The following is an 18,536-nucleotide window of genomic DNA, read 5'->3' as shown; positions in this document are numbered from 1 at the left end:
ATTTACCTATAATTATTAATATTGTAAATTTAACATCTATATTGTATATTTATAGTAATAAAAGTGTTATAAGGCAGATGTATGTCAGATGAGAGTTCTATTCGCATGGCGGTAGACAGTGGCTAAAAAAGCTTGGACTATAAAAAATCTTTTTTTAAAGAAATTAGAGGAGAGTTTCTTTTATGTGGAGGTGATAGAATACAAATACAGGAAGTACCGGCTATCTGAGTTTGTACAATCGAACCTTGAAAATTATTATATTGGGCATCATAATATAACAAAAGGTGAAAACCTTATCACTTACAGGTTTTGGCTTTTTACCTATTAAAAAGTACAACATCTAATGTAGAAATATTCTACTTTCATAACAAGAATCAGACCAATTAAGGCATTTTTCAATACCTGCAAGAATGTGTAACATTTCATAAACCTTGCCTTCCTATAGTTTTCATTCATTACTCACAACCTGCTATCCTTATTTAAATTATTGCAAATATCATTGTTCTCAACACTATATATGGAATTAACTGTTATATTATGGAGTTCGCATGGTTTGATACAGTCTTTTGATGTAAATATTTATTAAATATAATAAACATTACATATTAGTATATATTTACATAAAACAAAACACAGGTAGCTAAATACATTTCATTCAAAAGAAAGGGGGAGAGCTGACTTTTTTTGTATTTATTAGTTTTATGAATCAAAAAAATAAAAAATTTAGGAGGTAAATATTATGAAGATTAGAAATATTAAAAAAATAATGATTTTATGTTTACTTATTGCTTTTACGTGTACTTCTCTATTTGTACCACCTGTATCTGCAAATGGTGCCGTAAGTGCTCCGTATAATTGGGATAACGTTAAAATTGGCGGAGGGGGAGGATATGTTTGCGGAATAGTTTATAACCCAACTGAGAAAGGCCTTGTTTATGCCCGTACCGATATGGGCGGAGCATACATAAGAAACAAGCAGACATTAGAATGGGAGCCTATTACCGACTGGGTATCGCCGGATGAATGGAACCTTTTAGGGTGTGAAAGTATAGCTACCGACCCGGTTGATACAAATAGAGTTTATATAGCAGCAGGTACATATACAAACAGCTGGACACCAATGAACGGATATATTCTTCGTTCTGAAGACTACGGTAAAACGTGGGAAAGAACTGAGCTGCCTTTCAAATTCGGAGGAAACATGCCGGGGCGTTCAGTTGGCGAACGTTTGATGATTGATCCAAACAGCAATAACATATTATATTTTGCAGCAAGAAGCGGTAAAGGTCTTTGGAAAAGTACGGACTATGGTAAAACATGGGCAAAGGTCAGCAGCTTCACAAATGTAGGAAACTATGTTGAAGATCCCAAATTTGAATATTCATCGGATAATCTGGGATTATGTTTTGTAACTTTTGATTCATACAAGGGTACTAAAGGTACACCGACTAAGGACATTTATGTAGGTGTTGCTGATAAAAAGAATCCATTGTATGTCAGCCATGATGCAGGAGAAACATGGAGCCCGGTTGAAGGTCAGCCGACAGAAAGTACTTTTACTCAGCATAACAGTAAAGCCTTGAAAATCGGTATTCCTCAACATGCCGTTGTAAACAACAAAGGAATTTTATTTGTTACATATTGTGATAGGGGCGGTCCTTATCAGTGTGACGACGGTGCAATTTATAAATATGATACAAATACAGGTGTTTGGAAAGATATCACACCTCCTTCAGGTAAAAACTGGGATGGTTCACCCAAATATGAAAACTACTACGGATTCTCAGGTTTAAGTGTTGATGCACAAAATCAGGATACCCTTATAATATCTTCACTTCAATCATGGTGGCCTGATAACTTTATTTTCCGTTCAAGAGATGCAGGTGAAACTTGGGATGCTATTTGGGAACACGGTGAGTCATATCCGTCAAGAAACCTCAAATATACAATGGATATTTCAAAAGCACCATGGCTTACTTTTGGAAATAAGATAAACGCAGCAAGCGGTGGTTTGGTAAAAGGCGACGAAATAATGAATTATCCTGCACCAAAGCTTGGCTGGATGATGAGTGCTCTTGCAATCAATCCTTTTGATTCCGACGAAATGATGTATGGTACAGGTGCTACTATTTACGGCTCAAAAAATCTGACAGATTGGGATAGCGGTAAATTAGTAAATATCGAGGTTATGGGAACGGGAGTTGAAGAAACTGCTGTTTTAAGTCTGATATGTCCTCCGGTTAACGGTGTAGAACTGATAAGCGGAGTTGGAGATATCTGTGGATTCGTACATAAAGACTTAAAAACAGGTCCGGACATGATGATGCTATCTCCTAGATTTACCAGCACTACAGGTCTGGATTATGCAGAACTCAATCCGGAAACCATAGTAAGAGTAGGTAATGCAGATAAAGAACAGTATGAGATGATTAAAAAAAGTGTTGCCATTTCTAAAGATGGAGGCGCTACATGGGCTGAAGTTCAGCCAAATATAAGTTATACCTTCCCGGCAAAAACTGAAGATGACATTGTACAGGGTGGTACTGTTGCAGTTTCTGCTGACGGTTCAACATTTGTATGGTCAACAGGCACAAGTCAGGGCGTTGTATGTTTTGAAAATGGCGGCTGGAAAGCAGTCAGTACACTTCCAGCAGGTGCAAATGTTTGCTCGGACAGAGTTAACCCTAAAGTATTCTATGCATATGCAAACAGTACTTTCTATTCAAGTAACGATGGAGGTCAAACCTTCACAGCCGTAAAAACAGATCTTGAGGCTGCTACTTCCAAAATCAAAGCAGTTCCTGGTAAAGAAGGGCATGTTTGGATTCCCGGTTCAACCACAGGTCTTTCCTACACAACTGACGGAGGTAACACTATTAATGAAGTTAATGGCGTTACCAGAGCGGATGTAGTTGGCTTCGGTAAAGCCAAAGCCGGTGAAGATTATCTTGCAATCTATATGTGCGGTGAAAAAGACGGTTTGTATGCAGTTTATCGTTCCGATGATATGGCAAAAAGCTGGGTTAGAGTAAATGACGACCAGCATCAGTATGGCTCGATAAACTACTCAATTACAGGGGATTTAAGAGTTTATGGCCGTGTATTTGTTGCAACAAATGGAAGAGGTATCGTATATGGTGAGCCTAACTCAGATACACCGACTACTATTATCGGAGACATTAATGAGGATGGTCAGGTTGATGCTATCGATTTTGCAGCATTAAAGAAGTATATTCTTAATCCAACGACACTTACCGATAAACAAAAGATTGCCGCTGATGTTAATGGTGATGGCTCGATAAATTCAATTGACTTGGCAAAATTAAAAAGCTTTATATTGGGAATAATCACGCATTTTTAATAAGTTCAATTTAGTTTTTAGTTAAGAGTCAACAGTTAGTGAAGTTATAAAGTAAAAGCAGGCAAGGATATCAATAGATGACACCTTGCCTGCTTTAATTATGGTAAAGTGTAATGAGGTAAACAAATTTTGAATTTGCGCAACTTAAAGTTGCATGTAATTCTTTATAAAGAAACATAAGATTGGTGGAATATGTGTTATTCTTGGTGTAAGCTTGTTTTAACTATTATAAAGGAGAAAAATTATGAGCTTTGGACATAATATTCAATTTTTAAGGAAAATGAGAAACAAGATGACACAGATTATTGGCTGGGATTTTCCGGTTTTGTCACAAGAGCAGATAAATGTGTTTAATATGCATGGTTACGTTGCAGCATTGGTATTGCCGGATAATATAACAAAAACTGATAATGCAATGGATATTGTGTACCAAGAAAAACAAAAATATATCGTTATCACAATAAAAAATCCAATGATAGCACCATTTCGTTTAATTCCCAATGCGTATAAGGTGTTGATGACACATATGCATGTAAATGGTATAAATCATAAGGAGGATAAGAAGTTTATTTCGTGTTTTGAAAAAGAATATGCCATAGACGGGATTTCATATATGGATGTATATATTGCAGTTGAGGAAAAGGAGTCATAATAAATATGGTAAATAATTATAAGAATTCAAACGAATATTTATATGAAGACATCGCTGTGTGGGAAAAAACAGAAGGCATTGAATTAATGAAGTCTATGCCATTAAATGGGAATTACACCCCGAAGATATTAGATTTTGGTTTTGGCTTTGGACAGTATCTTTTTGCAGCAGCATACGCATATCCAAAAGGCATGATTTATGGAATTGATGGTTACGGAATTTGTATTAAAGAAGTTGAAGATAAAATTGAGAAACGAGGAATTACCAATATAAAGATAATTGGTGAAGAGGTAAGTGATTTAAACAGGTTTGAGGATAATTCCATAGATATGGTGCTGTTATATGATACTTTACACGCTAGTTTTTCAAAAAAGAAAATGCTGTTAGACGAAGCCCATCGCGTGTTAAAAAAGGGTGGATGTTTATCTGTTCTTCCTTTTCATCAGGGGAATTGGAGAGATAAAGATGATAATAAGGTAAAATATTCTATTTCTAAGATTAAAGCTGAGATAACGGAATATGGATTTGATTATGTTGGATCATGTAAAGTAAAGGGTGTTCATTGGGAAAAATGTCATACTCTTTATTACATACAAAAAGGAAATATCACTATAGATATGCTTGAACGAATGGATGTAATGAATTTCACTTCGTTTTAATTGAAGTAGTCTGTTTACAATAAAGAAGTGTACCGGATTTTGACGTAATTATCAAAATTGGTACACATCTTTTATTTAAGCAATAATATTAACTTACTTTATTTTGAATTCCTTTCCTTTATAAATCCGTATTGGATTGCCTCTTTCCAAAGCATTATGCTGTTCCCACAGGTTTCTTTTCTGGACAGAGAATTTTGAATCATTCATTTCTCGAATAAGGTTTGACAGTCTGCAAAGTGCAAGTTTTTTATTCATATACTGGGATCTTTCCTCCCTTGCAGTTGCTGTCAGGCCTGTAGGAAGATGAATTGCCCTTACGGCAGTTTCAACCTTGTTTACATTTTGACCTCCGGGACCTGAGCTTCTCATTGATTCAAAACGTACATCCTTTTCACAAAAAGATAGTTTATCGGGTATCTGGAATACGTCAACATTAATAAACCAGTTCTTTCTTTTATGATTGGGACGGTATGGACTTTTGCAAATCCATAAAACCGTACCGCTTTTGATATTATCAATAACCTGATGCTCAGAGCAATCAAGGGAAAGGAGTACGGATTTATAGTTGCCGGATATCTCACCTGGCACTGCATCAATAATGTTGATTTTTATCTGATTCTTATTACATTCATTTTCAAACGCTTTTAAGAAAAGGCTTACTGCAAGTTCACATTCGACAGGGCCTTTCCCTGAACTTATTTGTATCCACATAATTCCTCCTATGCTTTATATGTCAGAATGGGTTTAAACGTTGCAATTACTTCTATTAATCGGAATTCCAGAAGGCTTTCAATCACAGTATCAATATTCTTATACGCTTCAGGAGCTTCCTCAAAAAGAAGGTTGCTGTTATTACAAATGACTTTTCCTTTATATTTAGTGTATTTTATAGTTTCTTTTGTGTATTTGTTTTCCAGCTTAGCTCTGCACACACTTCGTTCCCATTTCCGGCCTGCACCGTGTGACAGGGAATACCCTGAAATATCGGTATTGCTTGTGGGCATAACCAGATAGGTTAGTGAACCTCTTGAACCCGGTATTACAACAGCACCCGTATCACAGGCAGAAGCACCTTTTCTGTGAATATACCGTGGGGTTTTGTCATATTCCTTTATGCAGATACCATTATGACAGGTGTCAGATAACTTTATTGTCTGAGTACTAATACCAAGAAGCTTAAGAAACCGATATGCAATTAAGTCTCTATTGATTGCTGCCCAATGAATTGCATCGTTGTGCTTTTTCATATACTCTTTTGCTCCCTGTGAAGTAACAGAAAGTCCATCCTGAGACTGATACACTAAGAGACTATCTTCCAGAATGGCTTGACCGTAGCCTCTTGAGCCGCTGTGAACCAATAACATAATCTTGGCTTTATCGTATCCCAGTTGTCCAAAGACTTCTTGGTTGAATATAGTTTCAACCTCCTGAAGTTCGGCAAAATGATTTCCACCCCCGATTGTTCCCAGACTTGTGCCCAAAGGAGATTTACTTACATCCTCAAACTCGCTCGGCAACCGTATTTCCTTTAGGCTTTCGAAACTCTCGGCTTTTTTTACCAGCCGTTCCGTTTTTAACTTTCTTTTATCAAGTTCAGTCATAAACAAGGCCATTCCACAGCCGATATCATTGCCTACCAGATGAGGGTATATAATTCCCTCAGTAATTATAGCAGCACCTACCGGGGTTTTGCCGGGATGCAAATCAGGCAGTCCTACCGCATTCACTACTCCCGGAAGGGAGGCTATGCCGTTAAGTTGACTCACAGCACAGTGTTCTAACCAATTCTTTTCAGATGAAATTATTGTGACATTATTCATATATATTTTTGTAACTCCTTACATTCAATATTGTTTAATCTCTAAAAGGACATAAAAATACCGTGATTTAATGTAACCACGGTTATTTTTGCAATAAAAAAACACGATACCCATCGTGTAACTTGTAAAGCATATTATTTACTAATCAGGTGACGGCTACAAAGTGCATGTAAAATGCACTATAAATTCAACCACAAAAGCATACTGAAATAAAAAGCAAATGATTGCTGCAAATTTGCTTTTGGGTCCTATATTGAGTTATATATAAAGTACCTCATTATTAGTTTTTACTGTCATTTTCAACACTCCTTTAACCTGATTTTATAAATATAGCTTTATTAACATATTAATCTAGGACAAACCTCTTTGTCAATAATTGTAACTAAATTGAAATGGATATCACTTAATATTGAATACCTTCAAAATGCAAAATATATAAAAACATACAATATTTTTAATAATAATGTCATATTTTGGTTGACTTTTATTATATCGAATGACAAAATTAAAAGTACTTAATAATTTTCCATATACTTATAATCAAATTTAATAAGGAGGAAGTACTATGAAGAAAGCACTTTCTGCCATTGTTGCTGTAGCCATGCTGATGAGTTCATTTGTAACATCATTTGCAGCATCAGATAAAACGATGGAAACAGCTCCGCAAACATTTAAAGACCTAAATGGCCACTGGGCATCAGATGCTATCTACAAATGGTCAGAACAGGGTGTTATTAAGGGACATGACGGACTTTTCAGACCCAATGATTCAATAACCAGAGGGGAAATGGCATGTATTCTCGATAACATTATGGACTACAAATCTGCTTCAAAGAATACTTTTTCAGATTTAGAAGCAGGGAAGTTCTATACCAATGCAGTTCTAAAGGTAAATGCTGCAGGAATTATTAATGGTGATGGAGCATCACTCCTTCGTCCAACAGATAAGATAACAAGAGAAGAAGCAGTAGTAATGATGGCAAAAGCATTTGCAGTAAATGAAGGAACTACTTCCAATACTCAATTTGCTGATAAAAAAGAAGTATCATCTTGGGCTAAAACTTCTGTATTTGGGATGGAAGCCAAGGGTTATGTAAATGGAAATAAGGGCAAGTTTAATCCAAAAACAAATATTACAAGAGCAGAAATTGTAGCAATCTTAAATAATATTGTAAAAGGCTATTATACAAAAGCAGGTACTTATAACGACAATGTAGCCGGAACGGTAGTTATAAAGGTACCTGATGTAAAACTAAAGGGAGCTAATATAACAGAGAATCTGATTATTGCAGAAGGTGTAGGTGAAGGAGATGTCACTCTTGACAGTGTAACCGTTAAGGGTAAAACTGTAGTTAGGGGTGGTGGTGAAAATTCCATACATATTACCGGTACTTCAAATATCTCAAATATCAAAATTGAAAAAGTTAATGATAAACTGAGAATAGCAATTTCAGAGGGCAACACTGTAAAAGAAATTGAAATTGCGAAAGGTGAAGAAATTATAGTTACAGGTTCCGTTGGAACCTTGGAGATAGGAATTCCAAATGTAGTTGTTAAAGCCATTGCAGCAAATATTTCAGACACAAAGGTTGCAAGTGCCAACGCTACCCTTTTGGTAGATAAGCAATCAAAAATAAAATCAGTTTCTGTAATTAATTCAGCAGAAAATACTTCAATAAAAGCTGAAAAGGGTGCTGTTGTCAATACAATCTTTTCAGAGGCAGAAACTACTGTCAGCGGTGAAGGAACTGTAGAGCAAGTTCTTCTCAAGGCAGGTGCAAATAATTCCAGTGTTACAACACCCAACACGCATATAACAGCGTCAGCAGGTGTAACAGGAGCAACCGCTGGAGGAGTGCCTGTCACAGGTGGAACTTCAGTTGTAAATAATAATACAGGAAGTGGAACAACAAGTGGTACAACAACGCCTAATCAAGGAAATAACGGCGGTGGTACTCCAACAACAGTAAAGGTTAGTTCTATTAGTGTTTCACCTGAGTCAATGACCTTGAAAGCAGGTGAAGCAACGGGAACAATAACAGCAACAATTAGTCCTTCAAATGCAACAAACAAAAATATAATCTGGTCATCCAGCAATAAAACCGTTGCAACCGTTAATAACGGTATAGTAACTCCATTGGCAGAAGGTACAACTATAATTTCAGCTGTATCAGCTGAAGATGCTTCTATAAAAGCTACGACTATCGTAACCGTTAATAAAGCAGACATGACACCGCCTGTACTTTCTGACGGAACAGTTGAAAATCTGGGTACAGAGACTGGCACAACAGCTACATTGAAATATAAAGTTACACAAGAGAAAGGAACCGTTAAATACTATTATTTAGTAAAAGATGCAAGTGCAAGTGCTCCTGACATAGCGACGATTAAAGCTTCAAATACAAAAGGGACAGCTTCAGGAAATCTTGTGTTTTATGTTATTAATTTGTCAGACTTGACACCCAATCAAAAATACACAGCATATATAGTAATTGAAGATGCTTCAGGTAATACCTCTGATATCCTCACCATTACAGACATAAATCCTTATTGTAAAGACATGACACCGCCTGTACTTTCTGACGGAACAGTTGAAAATCTGGGTACAGAGACTGGCACAACAGCTACATTGAAATATAAAGTTACACAAGAGAAAGGAACCGTTAAATACTATTATTTAGTAAAAGATGCAAGTACAAGTGCTCCTGACACAGCGGCGATTAAAGCTTCAAATACAACAGGGACAGCTTCAGGAAATCCTGAGTTTTATGTGATTAATTTGACAGACTTGACACCCAATCAAAAATACACAGCATATATAGTAATGGAAGATGCATCAGGTAATTCTTCTAATATCCTCACCATTACAGACATAAATCCTTATTCAAATTTTGTTTTAGAAAAGTTGGGTACTCCAAATGTAACACTATCCCCAAATACTTCAGGCGGACTTACTTATACTATTACTGCGGCTGATATGGCGGAAGACAGCAACATAAAAGAATATTCCTTAGAGATTGCTGCATACTCAGCGCCGGAAACTCCTGTAGAGACACTACTTACGTTAACAGTTCCGAAGGACAAACTTTCAGGGATAATAACAACTGATAATGGTATTGTTGCCGGAAACTCCTATGTTGCACGAGTCAAGGCTATTGTAACAGACAGTAATACGCAGTATCAGAATTCCGATTTCAGTGCATACACCGATGCGGTAGTTGCTTCTATAAAGTTGAGTATGCAGGTGGGTTATGTATCTAACTTTAACAAGGATTCAGCTGTTAAGAATATACAATTTTCATTCTCCGGCTCTAATGGTGCATCGGCGAGTGACTTGACTATTGATACAACTAAAATAAGTGTTATGATAGGCTCTGAAAAACATCAATTATCAAGTTACACGAAGGCTGGAAAACCAGATGAACCCGGAACTTATGAATTATTGTACGGCAATGTTCCTGGATATGTAAAAATAAATTTAACTGATGCGGACTATAATGCAATTACAGGAGATGCTAACTTTACTTCACCAACCGGAATTAATAAAATAGTGGCTGATTTGGGATGGGCAAGCGTAAAAGATAAAGTTAGCGGAGATGCTTCTGAGTCTTCGATTAATTTTTCAAAGAATTTGACAATCGTAAACAATTCCGACGAGTATATTGCTAAATACCTGTTAGACGGTAGTTATTATAAATTACAAGGTAATAAAATTCAAGATTTAAGTTACTCTGTATCAAAAATCATTTTTTATAGTGAATTTGTTACAGAACCTGAAAAAGGATATACAGCAGAAATGGAGATTACTCCTGCTGACTCAAGTGTTACCTTTGAAGACAGCAGTTGGGAAAAATACTCACAAGACGAAATGCCAACAGATTTTGCCCAAACAGATAAATATTGTAAAGTAACCTCAGCAGATACTGACCGTGTTATGATAGATGAAACCTACTACAAGGTAGCCAGAGGGGTTGCAGGCAGAATAAACAGTTTATTGACTTTTAAGGATGGTTTAATCAATAATGAAAAGGTTGATTACACAGATTCATTAATGTTCAAATTCAAAGATAATGGAGCCATAGAATCTATTAAAGTAATTGGAGACGTAACCATTGGAACTGATTTGGTGGGTCATTTTGCCGAAAGTGGTATTCCCGTTTATCTAGATTCTGATACCGCAAAACTTACCGTTATCGGTGAATGCACAATTGGTGATATTATTGTAAAGAATGCTTTGAAAGGTTCTAATGCAATAGATATAATGGGTGGTAAAGTAGGAAACATTACCTTAGCTGATGGAGTTAAATTGAGTATAAAAGGCAGCGAGGGTGTGACAAAGGTTGGAAATATCAGCGGCACAGGTACTTATACTGTTGCTATTACTGTGAGTTCACAAAATAATAGAAAGGTATCAATCGGTGACGTTGAGCTGGGAAGCAGCGGAACGTTGGATTTTTACCAGAATAATGACAGTGATTTATTAGCGAAATATCTTAATATCGGAAAGGTAACAGCGACAGCCGGTGCAGTTATTAATATACCAAATGCTGAAAATGTGGAGTGCAATCCATATGGCTGGTTTACAAAATTTAAGGATTTAGCTGATATAGTTACTTTTAAAATTAGTTCTGAAATATATACTCCTCCAACAAGTCAGATAACAATTAACGGGAACAGCAGCTATGTACCAACACTGATGCATGGTGTAATTAACTACTATGACCCTGAAATTTGGAAATGGAGATTTTTCTTTACAGATGCCATTATTTCAAAAGAGGACTTGGAAAACGACAGTAAAACCTTCAAATTTTCTGCCATTAATGAAGAACATAAGAGTAGTTTAGTTGAGTAGAACCAAGAATAAATATGAAAACCGCAGGGAGCATACCAAAATTAGACTCCCTGCGGTTTTTTTATATAATATTAACGAATCTTTTAATTTATACTTTTAAAAGGATACTGTGAAGGATTATTGTACCATTTCCAATAAAAACCGTTTGGAACATAGTTAGCAATATCGGAAGCACTCTTGCCTGTAATTTGTGCAATAATGTTTAAACTCTGAGTAAAAACTTTAAAGTCGTCAGTATAACCTCTATTGGGGTCTAGATAGATTCCGCTAGTAGGATTGTAAGAAGTTGAAGTTCCATTTGTAAAGAATGTCTTAAGTGTATTCCAACCAAGTGGAGGTAAACCTGCTGAAGCATCACCGTAAACCATTCTTAAATAAATGCCGGCCGTAGCAAAGAGTTCGTACCCTTTTGCGTTTTCAGTTGGATTGGAGATATATTCTGCCAATTTAGAATCGTAGAATTGTTTATAGCTTATTCCTTGATATGTTGGAATATTAGATGTGTCTGTTGTCCAAAAACGAACCTTTATATTATTTTGTACAGCAGTATATGCTGCACGGACATTAGCAAATACTTCATCATTAAAGTTCCATATACGGTTATGGTCTGTATTATATGTATGTCCGAGTTCATGAAGTTGGCTATGTTCTACAGCATCTTGAGTAACAGCATAGTGGAAAGTAAAGTTGGAGGCTACTGCGTTAAAAATGCACGGTATACCTGCATATGCAAAATCTACCTTGGTTTGCTCCTCTAAAGCCGTATCATTAAGCATATAAATCTGACTTATTCTTGAATCATTAATACCGGTTAATTCTTTTAGTTTTTGCGTAGCACCATTTAATTTACTACCCCAACTATCTAATGCTGAATCGCTTACAGAATAGTTTACCAGTTGACTTACAGGTACCGCAGCTACAAAGTCTGAGTGAGAAACTGTTTTATAGCTTGAGTCTTGTTTTAGTGTAAGGCCTGCAAATTCAACTGTTCCTTTAGTGTCACAGCAATAGCCTCCAAGATTACAATCAAGATATGTTAAACCCGATGACGAAGAAATGAAATGAAAATCGAGTTTTATCCATCCGTCAGTACTATTTGCTGAGTTTAATAATTGTGTGGTATATGTTTTTGAGTTTGACTGCTGATTAATATTATCAAATCTGGAAAATCCGAAAGGGCCTTTATTAGTATAACCCATATGATTAGGGTTTATTTCAATATTCGTTGCCTTAACATAACCTGACATAACATAAGGAGTATTTGGTATTAAGTTTAAGGATGTTGAATATGCCCCGTATCCGTAAGTAGAAGAACTTAAAGTAACACCATCAGCCTGAAAAGTACTTCCGTTATAAGTAACATCAAGCTTTCCGGGAACTGCTGTTGGTGCATTTGTATTCCAATATGCTGATACGTGCCAATTTGGGGGTTGTAGAGTACTATCAAATCCCACAGCAGGTGTGTCACTTGTCACATTGACCTGAGCGTTGGCAAGTGGAGTAAATAAAAAAGTTCCAGATAGAGTAAATGCTAGCATTACTAAAAATACTAATTTTTTGTAATTTTTCATTAACATAACGACCTCCTAGATATTATATTTCGGATAAATGAATTATTACTTAGATTTTTTAGGGGCATATTTTTTCAGTACAATAGCCGAGGAAAAGTAAAAAATAGTTCATTTATTCTTTTTTACATATTAGCAAGCTTGTTAACAACTACATTCTATATTTTTACATTTGCCATTACAATATACAAAATACACAATAAATTACATTTAGTGACACGAAATACCATACATGTTTAAATATTAATACATTTAGTAATATAGGCTAATACAATTTATAAAAAATTGACATAGATGTAATATTATCGTAAAAATATAAGTATTGCATGTGTAAAAGCACATGTAATAGTCTAACATTAGCTTGGCTGCTGTTAGATAATTTTACATTATTTAAGGAGGGAAAACTCATGAGAAATCTCGGTAAAAAGCTTACTGCTACAAAGGAAACTGTACAAGCATATGCTTACTGTATGTGTACCGGTTGCGGTTGCTATTGCAACTGTTGGGGTGATGCATCCCTTTCCAGTTCTCTGTTTAGCAGTACAAAGTACAGCTCCAGCGATGCTTCTTACTCTAGCAGGAGAAATTAAGCAAAAGCTACATAGCTGGATATCTGAAAACGAAGTTTCCGCAATTTATCGGAAAATACTGCAATAAAGGCTGAAAAGGGTGCAGTTGTTAACACAATATTTTCAGATGCAGAAACTACTGTTAGTGGTGAAGGAACTGTAGAGCAAGTTCTTCTCAAGGCAGGTGCAAATAATTCTCGTGTTATCACACCCAACACTCATGTAACGGCGTCAACAGGTGTAACAGGAGCAACCGCGGGAGGAGTGCCTATAACGGGTGGAACTTCAGTTGTAAATAATAATACAGGAAGTGGTACTACAACGCCTAGTCAAGGAGATAATGGAAGTAACGGAAATAACGGTGGTGGTACTCCGGCACCAGTAAAGGTTAATTCTATTAGTGTTTCGCCTGAGTCAATGACCTTGATAGCAGGTGAAGCAACGGGAACAATAACAGCAACAATTAGTCCTTCAAATGCAACAAACAAAAATATAATCTGGTCATCCAGCAATAAAACCGTTGCAACCGTTAATAACGGTATAGTAACTCCATTGGCAGAAGGTACAACTATAATTTCAGCTGTCTCGGCGGACGACTCTGCTAAAAGGCAACGGCTACATTAAAATATAAAGCTACACAAGAGAAAGGAACCGTTAAATACTATTATTTAGTAAAAGATGCAAGTGCAAGTGTTCCTAGTATAGTGGAGATTAAAGCATCAGATAAAATAGGGACAGCTTCAGGAAACCCTGAGTTTTATACGATTAATCTCACAGGCTTGACACCAAATCAAAAATACACAGCATATATAGTAACGGAAGATGCTTCAGGTAATACCTCTAATATACTCTCAATTACCGACATAAATCCATATTCAAATTTTGTTTTAATAAAATTAGGTACTCCAAGTGTAACACTATCCCCAAATACTTCTGAAACAGGCGGACTTGCTTATACAATCACTGCAGCTAATGTCGCAGAAGACAGCAACATAAAAGAATACTCCTTAGATATTGCTGCATACTCGGCGCCGGAAACTCCTATGTTGCACGAGTGAAGGCTATTGTAACAGACAGTAATACGCAGTATCAGAATTCCGATTTCAGTGCATACACCGATGCGGCAGTTGCTTCTATAAAGCTGAGTATGCAGGTGGGTTATGTATCTAACTTTAACAAGGATTCAGCTGTTAAGAATATACAATTTTTTTTCTCCGGCTCTAATGGTGCATCGGCGAGTGACTTGACTATTGATACAACAAAAATAAGTGTTATGATAGGCTCTGAAAAACATCAATTATCAAGTTACACGAAGGTTGGAAAACCAGATGAACCCGGAACTTATGAATTATTGTACGGCAATGTTCCTGGATATGTAAAAATAAATTTAACTGATGCGGACTATAATGCAATTATAGGTGATGCTAACTTTACCTCACCAACCGGAACTAATAAAATAGTGGCTGATTTGGGATGGGCAAGCATAAAAGGTACAGTTAGCGGAAAGGCTTCTGAGTATACGATAAAATTTTCAAGAAATTTGACAATCGTTAATAATTCGGATGAAATTGCTAAATATCAGTTGCCTCAAAATTATCATTATAAATTACAAAGTAATAAAATTCAAGATTTGGGTTATTCTGCATTACTTATTACTTTTTATAGTGAATTAGTTGCAGATTCCAGTACAGAGCCAACTAAAGGATATAAAATAACAAAGAATATTACTCCTGCTGACTCAAGCATTAGCTTTAGTGAAAGCGATATTTGGACAAGACTATCTACTGCCGAAACGCCAACAGACTTTGCTCCAACAGATAATTATTACAAAGTAACAAGTGCTGATACTGAACGAGTTATGATAGGTGGAGTTTACTACAAGGTAGCCAGAGGCGTAGCTGGCAGAATAAATAGCATGTTGACCATTAAGGAAGGTCAAACGGTTTATTACTCAGATTCATTAATGAGATAATGGAGTCTTAGAATCTATTAAAGTAATTGGAGACGTAACCATTGAAATTGATTTGATGGGTCACTTTGCCGAAAGTGGTATTCCCGTTTATTAGATTCTGATACCGCAAAACTTACAATCATCGGTGGAAACACACTTGGTGATATTATTGTAAAGAATGCTTTAAAAAGTTCTTATGCAATAGATATAATGGGCGGTGAAGTAGGAAACATTACCTTAGCTGATGGAGTTACACTCAGTATACAGGGCAGTGAGGGTGTTACAAAAGTTGGAAATATCAGCGGCACAGGTACTTATACTGTTGCTATTACTGTGAGTTCACAAAATAATAGAAAGGTATCAATCGGTGACGTTGAGCTGGGAAGCAGCGGAACGTTGGATTTTTACCAGAATAATGACAGTGATTTATCAGAGGAGTATTTTACTATAGGAAAGGTAACAGCTGCAGCCGGTGCAGTCATTAATATACCAAATGCTGAAAATGTGGAGTGCAATCCATATGGCTGGTTTACAAAGTTTAAGGATTTAGCTGATATAGTTACTTTTAAAATTGGTTTAGAAATATATACTCCTCCCACAAGCCAGATAACAATTAACGAAACAGCAGCTATGTACCAACACTGATGCATGGTGTAATTAACTACTATAACCCTGAAATTGGGAAATGGAGATTTTTCTTTACAGATGCCATTATTTCAAAAGAGGACTTGGAAAACGACAGTAAAACCTTCAAATTTTCTGCCATTAATGAAGAACATAAGAGTAGTTTAGTTGATTAACTAATCGACTGAATTGGACATATATTCTGCTAATTTAGAATTATATAATTGTTTATGTCCTATTCCTTGATATGTAGCAGTATGATATAAATAAAAAAATGCCCAGTTAGTGGCTATTTACCACTAACTGGGCATCTACATAAAAATCAATAATGACTAATTATATGTTATTTGGATCTTGTGGGTTATATGCTTTAAAACGAGATTGTGAAGGATTATAATACCATCTGTAATAGAAACCATCTGGAATGTACTTAATAATTTCGGACATACTCTTATGAGAAATTTGTGCAATAATGTCCAAACCGTTCATAAATACTTTAAAGTCATCAGTATAAGTCAAATTAGGGTCTAACTTTATTTCATTAGTAGGAGTGTAAGAAGCTCCATGTGAAAAGAATTCCTTAAATACATCCCAACCAAGTGCAGGTAAATTGGCTGAAGTATCGCCATAAACCATTCTTAAATAAATATCACCCATAGCTTTTTGATCGTAACCGTTTCTGTTTACTGTTGAATTAGATGCATAATCTGCCCATGCAGAATCATAGTGTTGTTTATATTCAATTCCTCTATATACCTTTGAATTAGGAGCGCAAACCACATTAATATTGCTTTCTATAGCAGCATATGCAGCACGAACATTAGTAAATATTTCATCATCAAAGTTCCATTTACGATTAAGGTCTGTATTATATGTATGTGAGATTTCATGAATTTGTGAATGTTCTACGGCATCCTGATTAAGAGCATATTGCATAGTAAACTCGGAGCAGGCTGTGCTAAAGTGGCAAGGTAGAATTCCACCAAAATATGCGTATGCATAAGGTTCATTGTAGTCATCATCTAAAGTTTTATTATTATGCATGAAACACTGAGTTACTCCTAAATCATCTTGACTAGTTAATTGTCTAAGTTTTTGAGTAACAGAGTTTAGTTTAAGACCCCAATTATCAAATTCCGTATCGCTTACAGAGTATTCTTCCAGTTGACTTACAGGAACCGCAGCTACAAAGTCTGAGTGAGAAACTGTTTTATAGCTGGAGTCTTCTTTTAATGTAACACCTGCAAATTCAACTTTCCCTTTAGCATCATAAGCCAAATTACCAAGATGTAAATTAATTACTGCATCTGTTTGTGGACGAGAAATAAAATGAAACTCAAGTTTTTTCCATCCATCAGTAGCATTTCCTGCTGAGTTTAATAAGCGTGCGGTTTTTATTACTTCTGTATTATAATAATCTTTATATTTCACAGAAAATCCGAAAGGGCTTGGATTTTTATTTGCTAAATGGCTGGGGTTTATTGCAAGATCGGATACTCTGACATAGCCTGACATCACATAAGGTGTATTTGGTTTTAAGCTTACGGTTGTTCTATATACACTATATGCGTATTGATCATTAGTTAAAGTAACACCATCAGCATTAAAAGTACTTCCGTCACAAGTAACAGAAAGCTTTCCGGGAGTTGCTGTTAGCTTATGCGTATTAAAAAGTCCCTCTGCTTCCCAGGCACTTGTAGCAAGAGTACTATCAAATCCCACAGCAGGTGTGTCAGATATTACATTAACCTGAGCGTTTGCAAGTGGAGTAAATAAAAAAGTTCCAGATAGAGTAAATGCTAGCATTACTAAAAATACCAATTTCTTGTAATTTTTTATTAACATAACGACCTCCTAGATATTATATTTCGGATAAATGAATTATTACTTAGGTTTTTTAGGGGCATATTTTTTCAGAACAATAGCCGAGGAAAAGTAAAAAATAGTTCATTTATTCTTTGTTTACATATTAGCAAGCTTGTTAACAACTACATTCTATATTTTTACATTTTCCATTACAATATACAAAATACACAATTAATTACATTTAATGACACGAAATACCATACATGTTTAAATATTAATACATTTAATAATATGAAAATACATTTGCATATAAATTGACATAGATGTAATAATATGGTAAAAATATAGGTATTGCATGTGTAAAAGCACATGTAATAGTCTAACATTAGCTTGGCTGCTGTTAGATAATTTTACATTATTTAAGGAGGGAAAACTCATGAGAAATCTCGGTAAAAAGCTTACTGCTACAAAGGAAACTGTACAAGCATATGCTTACTGTATGTGTACCGGCTGCGGTTGCTATTGCAACTGTTGGGGTGATGCATCCCTTTCCAGTTCTCTGTTTAGCAGTACAAAGTACAGCTCCAGCGATGCTTCTTACTCTAGCAGGAGAAATTAAGCAAAAGCTACATAGCTGGATATCTGAAAACGAAGTTTCCGCAATTTATCGGAAA

The 18,536-nt window shown here is 35.7% G+C and carries 16 protein-coding genes; 11 read left to right on the top strand and 5 right to left on the bottom strand.

Features of this window, described 5'->3' with window-relative positions; translation table 11 throughout:
- The first annotated feature begins 739 nt into the window (after window positions 1–739).
- The 3 genes from P0092_RS16090 to P0092_RS16080 all read left to right on the top strand — a co-directional run bounded on the left by P0092_RS16090 (window position 740) and on the right by P0092_RS16080 (window position 4,672).
- Window positions 740–3,361 (top strand): VPS10 domain-containing protein, encoded by a 2,622-nt coding sequence (locus P0092_RS16090; protein WP_004616447.1) that lies wholly within the window; start codon window positions 740–742, stop codon window positions 3,359–3,361.
- Between the two features lie 244 nt (window positions 3,362–3,605).
- Complete coding sequence (locus P0092_RS16085) at window positions 3,606–4,013, top strand: hypothetical protein (protein WP_004616449.1); 408 nt, start codon at window positions 3,606–3,608, stop codon at window positions 4,011–4,013.
- A 5-nt stretch (window positions 4,014–4,018) separates the two neighbouring features.
- The gene (locus P0092_RS16080; RefSeq protein ID WP_004616451.1) at window positions 4,019–4,672 is read left to right on the top strand and encodes a class I SAM-dependent methyltransferase; all 654 of its coding nucleotides are present in this window, start codon (window positions 4,019–4,021) and stop codon (window positions 4,670–4,672) included.
- A 93-nt stretch (window positions 4,673–4,765) separates the two neighbouring features.
- Here the strand turns inward: P0092_RS16080 and prfH are convergent, their stop codons facing one another.
- Together prfH and P0092_RS16070 are read right to left on the bottom strand one after the other, a co-directional pair.
- Window positions 4,766–5,383, bottom strand: coding sequence for a peptide chain release factor H (prfH, locus tag P0092_RS16075; protein WP_004616453.1), 618 nt, complete (start codon window positions 5,381–5,383; stop codon window positions 4,766–4,768).
- 8 nt (window positions 5,384–5,391) lie between these two features.
- Window positions 5,392–6,492, bottom strand: coding sequence for an RNA ligase RtcB family protein (locus P0092_RS16070; RefSeq protein ID WP_004616454.1), 1,101 nt, complete (start codon window positions 6,490–6,492; stop codon window positions 5,392–5,394).
- A 565-nt stretch (window positions 6,493–7,057) separates the two neighbouring features.
- On the opposite strand from P0092_RS16070, the gene P0092_RS16065 reads away from it, so the two are divergent.
- A complete protein-coding gene (locus tag P0092_RS16065) occupies window positions 7,058–11,344 on the top strand; it encodes an S-layer homology domain-containing protein (RefSeq protein WP_004616457.1) in 4,287 nt (1,428 codons plus the stop codon).
- Window positions 11,345–11,427: 83 nt separating this feature from the next.
- On the opposite strand, the gene P0092_RS16060 is transcribed toward P0092_RS16065, so the two are convergent.
- Window positions 11,428–12,915, bottom strand: coding sequence for a hypothetical protein (locus tag P0092_RS16060; protein WP_242831701.1), 1,488 nt, complete (start codon window positions 12,913–12,915; stop codon window positions 11,428–11,430).
- A gap of 404 nt (window positions 12,916–13,319) precedes the next feature.
- Here P0092_RS16060 and P0092_RS16055 point away from each other — a divergent pair, with 404 nt between their 5' ends.
- The gene (locus P0092_RS16055; protein WP_004616463.1) at window positions 13,320–13,502 is read left to right on the top strand and encodes a CLI_3235 family bacteriocin precursor; all 183 of its coding nucleotides are present in this window, start codon (window positions 13,320–13,322) and stop codon (window positions 13,500–13,502) included.
- Here the strand turns inward: P0092_RS16055 and P0092_RS16050 are convergent.
- The gene (locus P0092_RS16050; RefSeq protein ID WP_051131980.1) at window positions 13,499–13,690 is read right to left on the bottom strand and encodes a hypothetical protein; all 192 of its coding nucleotides are present in this window, start codon (window positions 13,688–13,690) and stop codon (window positions 13,499–13,501) included. The two genes, P0092_RS16055 and P0092_RS16050, sit on opposite strands and share 4 nt — an antisense overlap.
- Window positions 13,691–13,745: 55 nt before the next feature.
- Here P0092_RS16050 and P0092_RS16045 point away from each other — a divergent pair, with 55 nt between their 5' ends.
- The 5 genes from P0092_RS16045 to P0092_RS16025 all read left to right on the top strand — a co-directional run bounded on the left by P0092_RS16045 (window position 13,746) and on the right by P0092_RS16025 (window position 16,232).
- Entirely contained in the window at window positions 13,746–14,105 is a 360-nt protein-coding gene (locus tag P0092_RS16045) for an Ig-like domain-containing protein (protein WP_051131981.1), read from the top strand.
- Window positions 14,106–14,185: 80 nt separating this feature from the next.
- On the top strand, window positions 14,186–14,539 hold the full coding sequence (locus P0092_RS16040) for a hypothetical protein (protein ID WP_051131982.1): 354 nt from the start codon (window positions 14,186–14,188) through the stop codon (window positions 14,537–14,539).
- Window positions 14,536–15,453 (top strand): hypothetical protein, encoded by a 918-nt coding sequence (locus P0092_RS16035; protein WP_051131983.1) that lies wholly within the window; start codon window positions 14,536–14,538, stop codon window positions 15,451–15,453. The genes P0092_RS16040 and P0092_RS16035 overlap by 4 nt, the downstream gene beginning before the upstream one ends.
- Window positions 15,454–15,642: 189 nt before the next feature.
- Window positions 15,643–16,077 carry a hypothetical protein gene (locus tag P0092_RS16030; RefSeq protein WP_051131984.1) on the top strand — a complete coding sequence of 145 codons (435 nt, stop codon included), beginning with the start codon at window positions 15,643–15,645 and terminating at the stop codon, window positions 16,075–16,077.
- Window positions 16,077–16,232 carry a hypothetical protein gene (locus tag P0092_RS16025; RefSeq protein WP_242831702.1) on the top strand — a complete coding sequence of 52 codons (156 nt, stop codon included), beginning with the start codon at window positions 16,077–16,079 and terminating at the stop codon, window positions 16,230–16,232. Before P0092_RS16030 ends, P0092_RS16025 begins: the two co-directional genes overlap by 1 nt.
- Before the next feature lie 160 nt (window positions 16,233–16,392).
- On the opposite strand, the gene P0092_RS16020 is transcribed toward P0092_RS16025, so the two are convergent.
- Entirely contained in the window at window positions 16,393–17,901 is a 1,509-nt protein-coding gene (locus tag P0092_RS16020) for a hypothetical protein (protein ID WP_004616461.1), read from the bottom strand.
- A 397-nt stretch (window positions 17,902–18,298) separates the two neighbouring features.
- Here P0092_RS16020 and P0092_RS16015 point away from each other — a divergent pair, with 397 nt between their 5' ends.
- Window positions 18,299–18,481 (top strand): CLI_3235 family bacteriocin precursor, encoded by a 183-nt coding sequence (locus P0092_RS16015; protein WP_004616463.1) that lies wholly within the window; start codon window positions 18,299–18,301, stop codon window positions 18,479–18,481.
- The last annotated feature ends 55 nt before the right edge of the window (window positions 18,482–18,536 follow it).

The sequence above is a fragment of the Ruminiclostridium papyrosolvens DSM 2782 genome (assembly GCF_029318685.1).
In the GTDB taxonomy this organism is placed as follows: domain Bacteria; phylum Bacillota; class Clostridia; order Acetivibrionales; family DSM-1351; genus Ruminiclostridium; species Ruminiclostridium papyrosolvens.
This window is presented reverse-complemented; position numbering and strand designations above follow the sequence as displayed.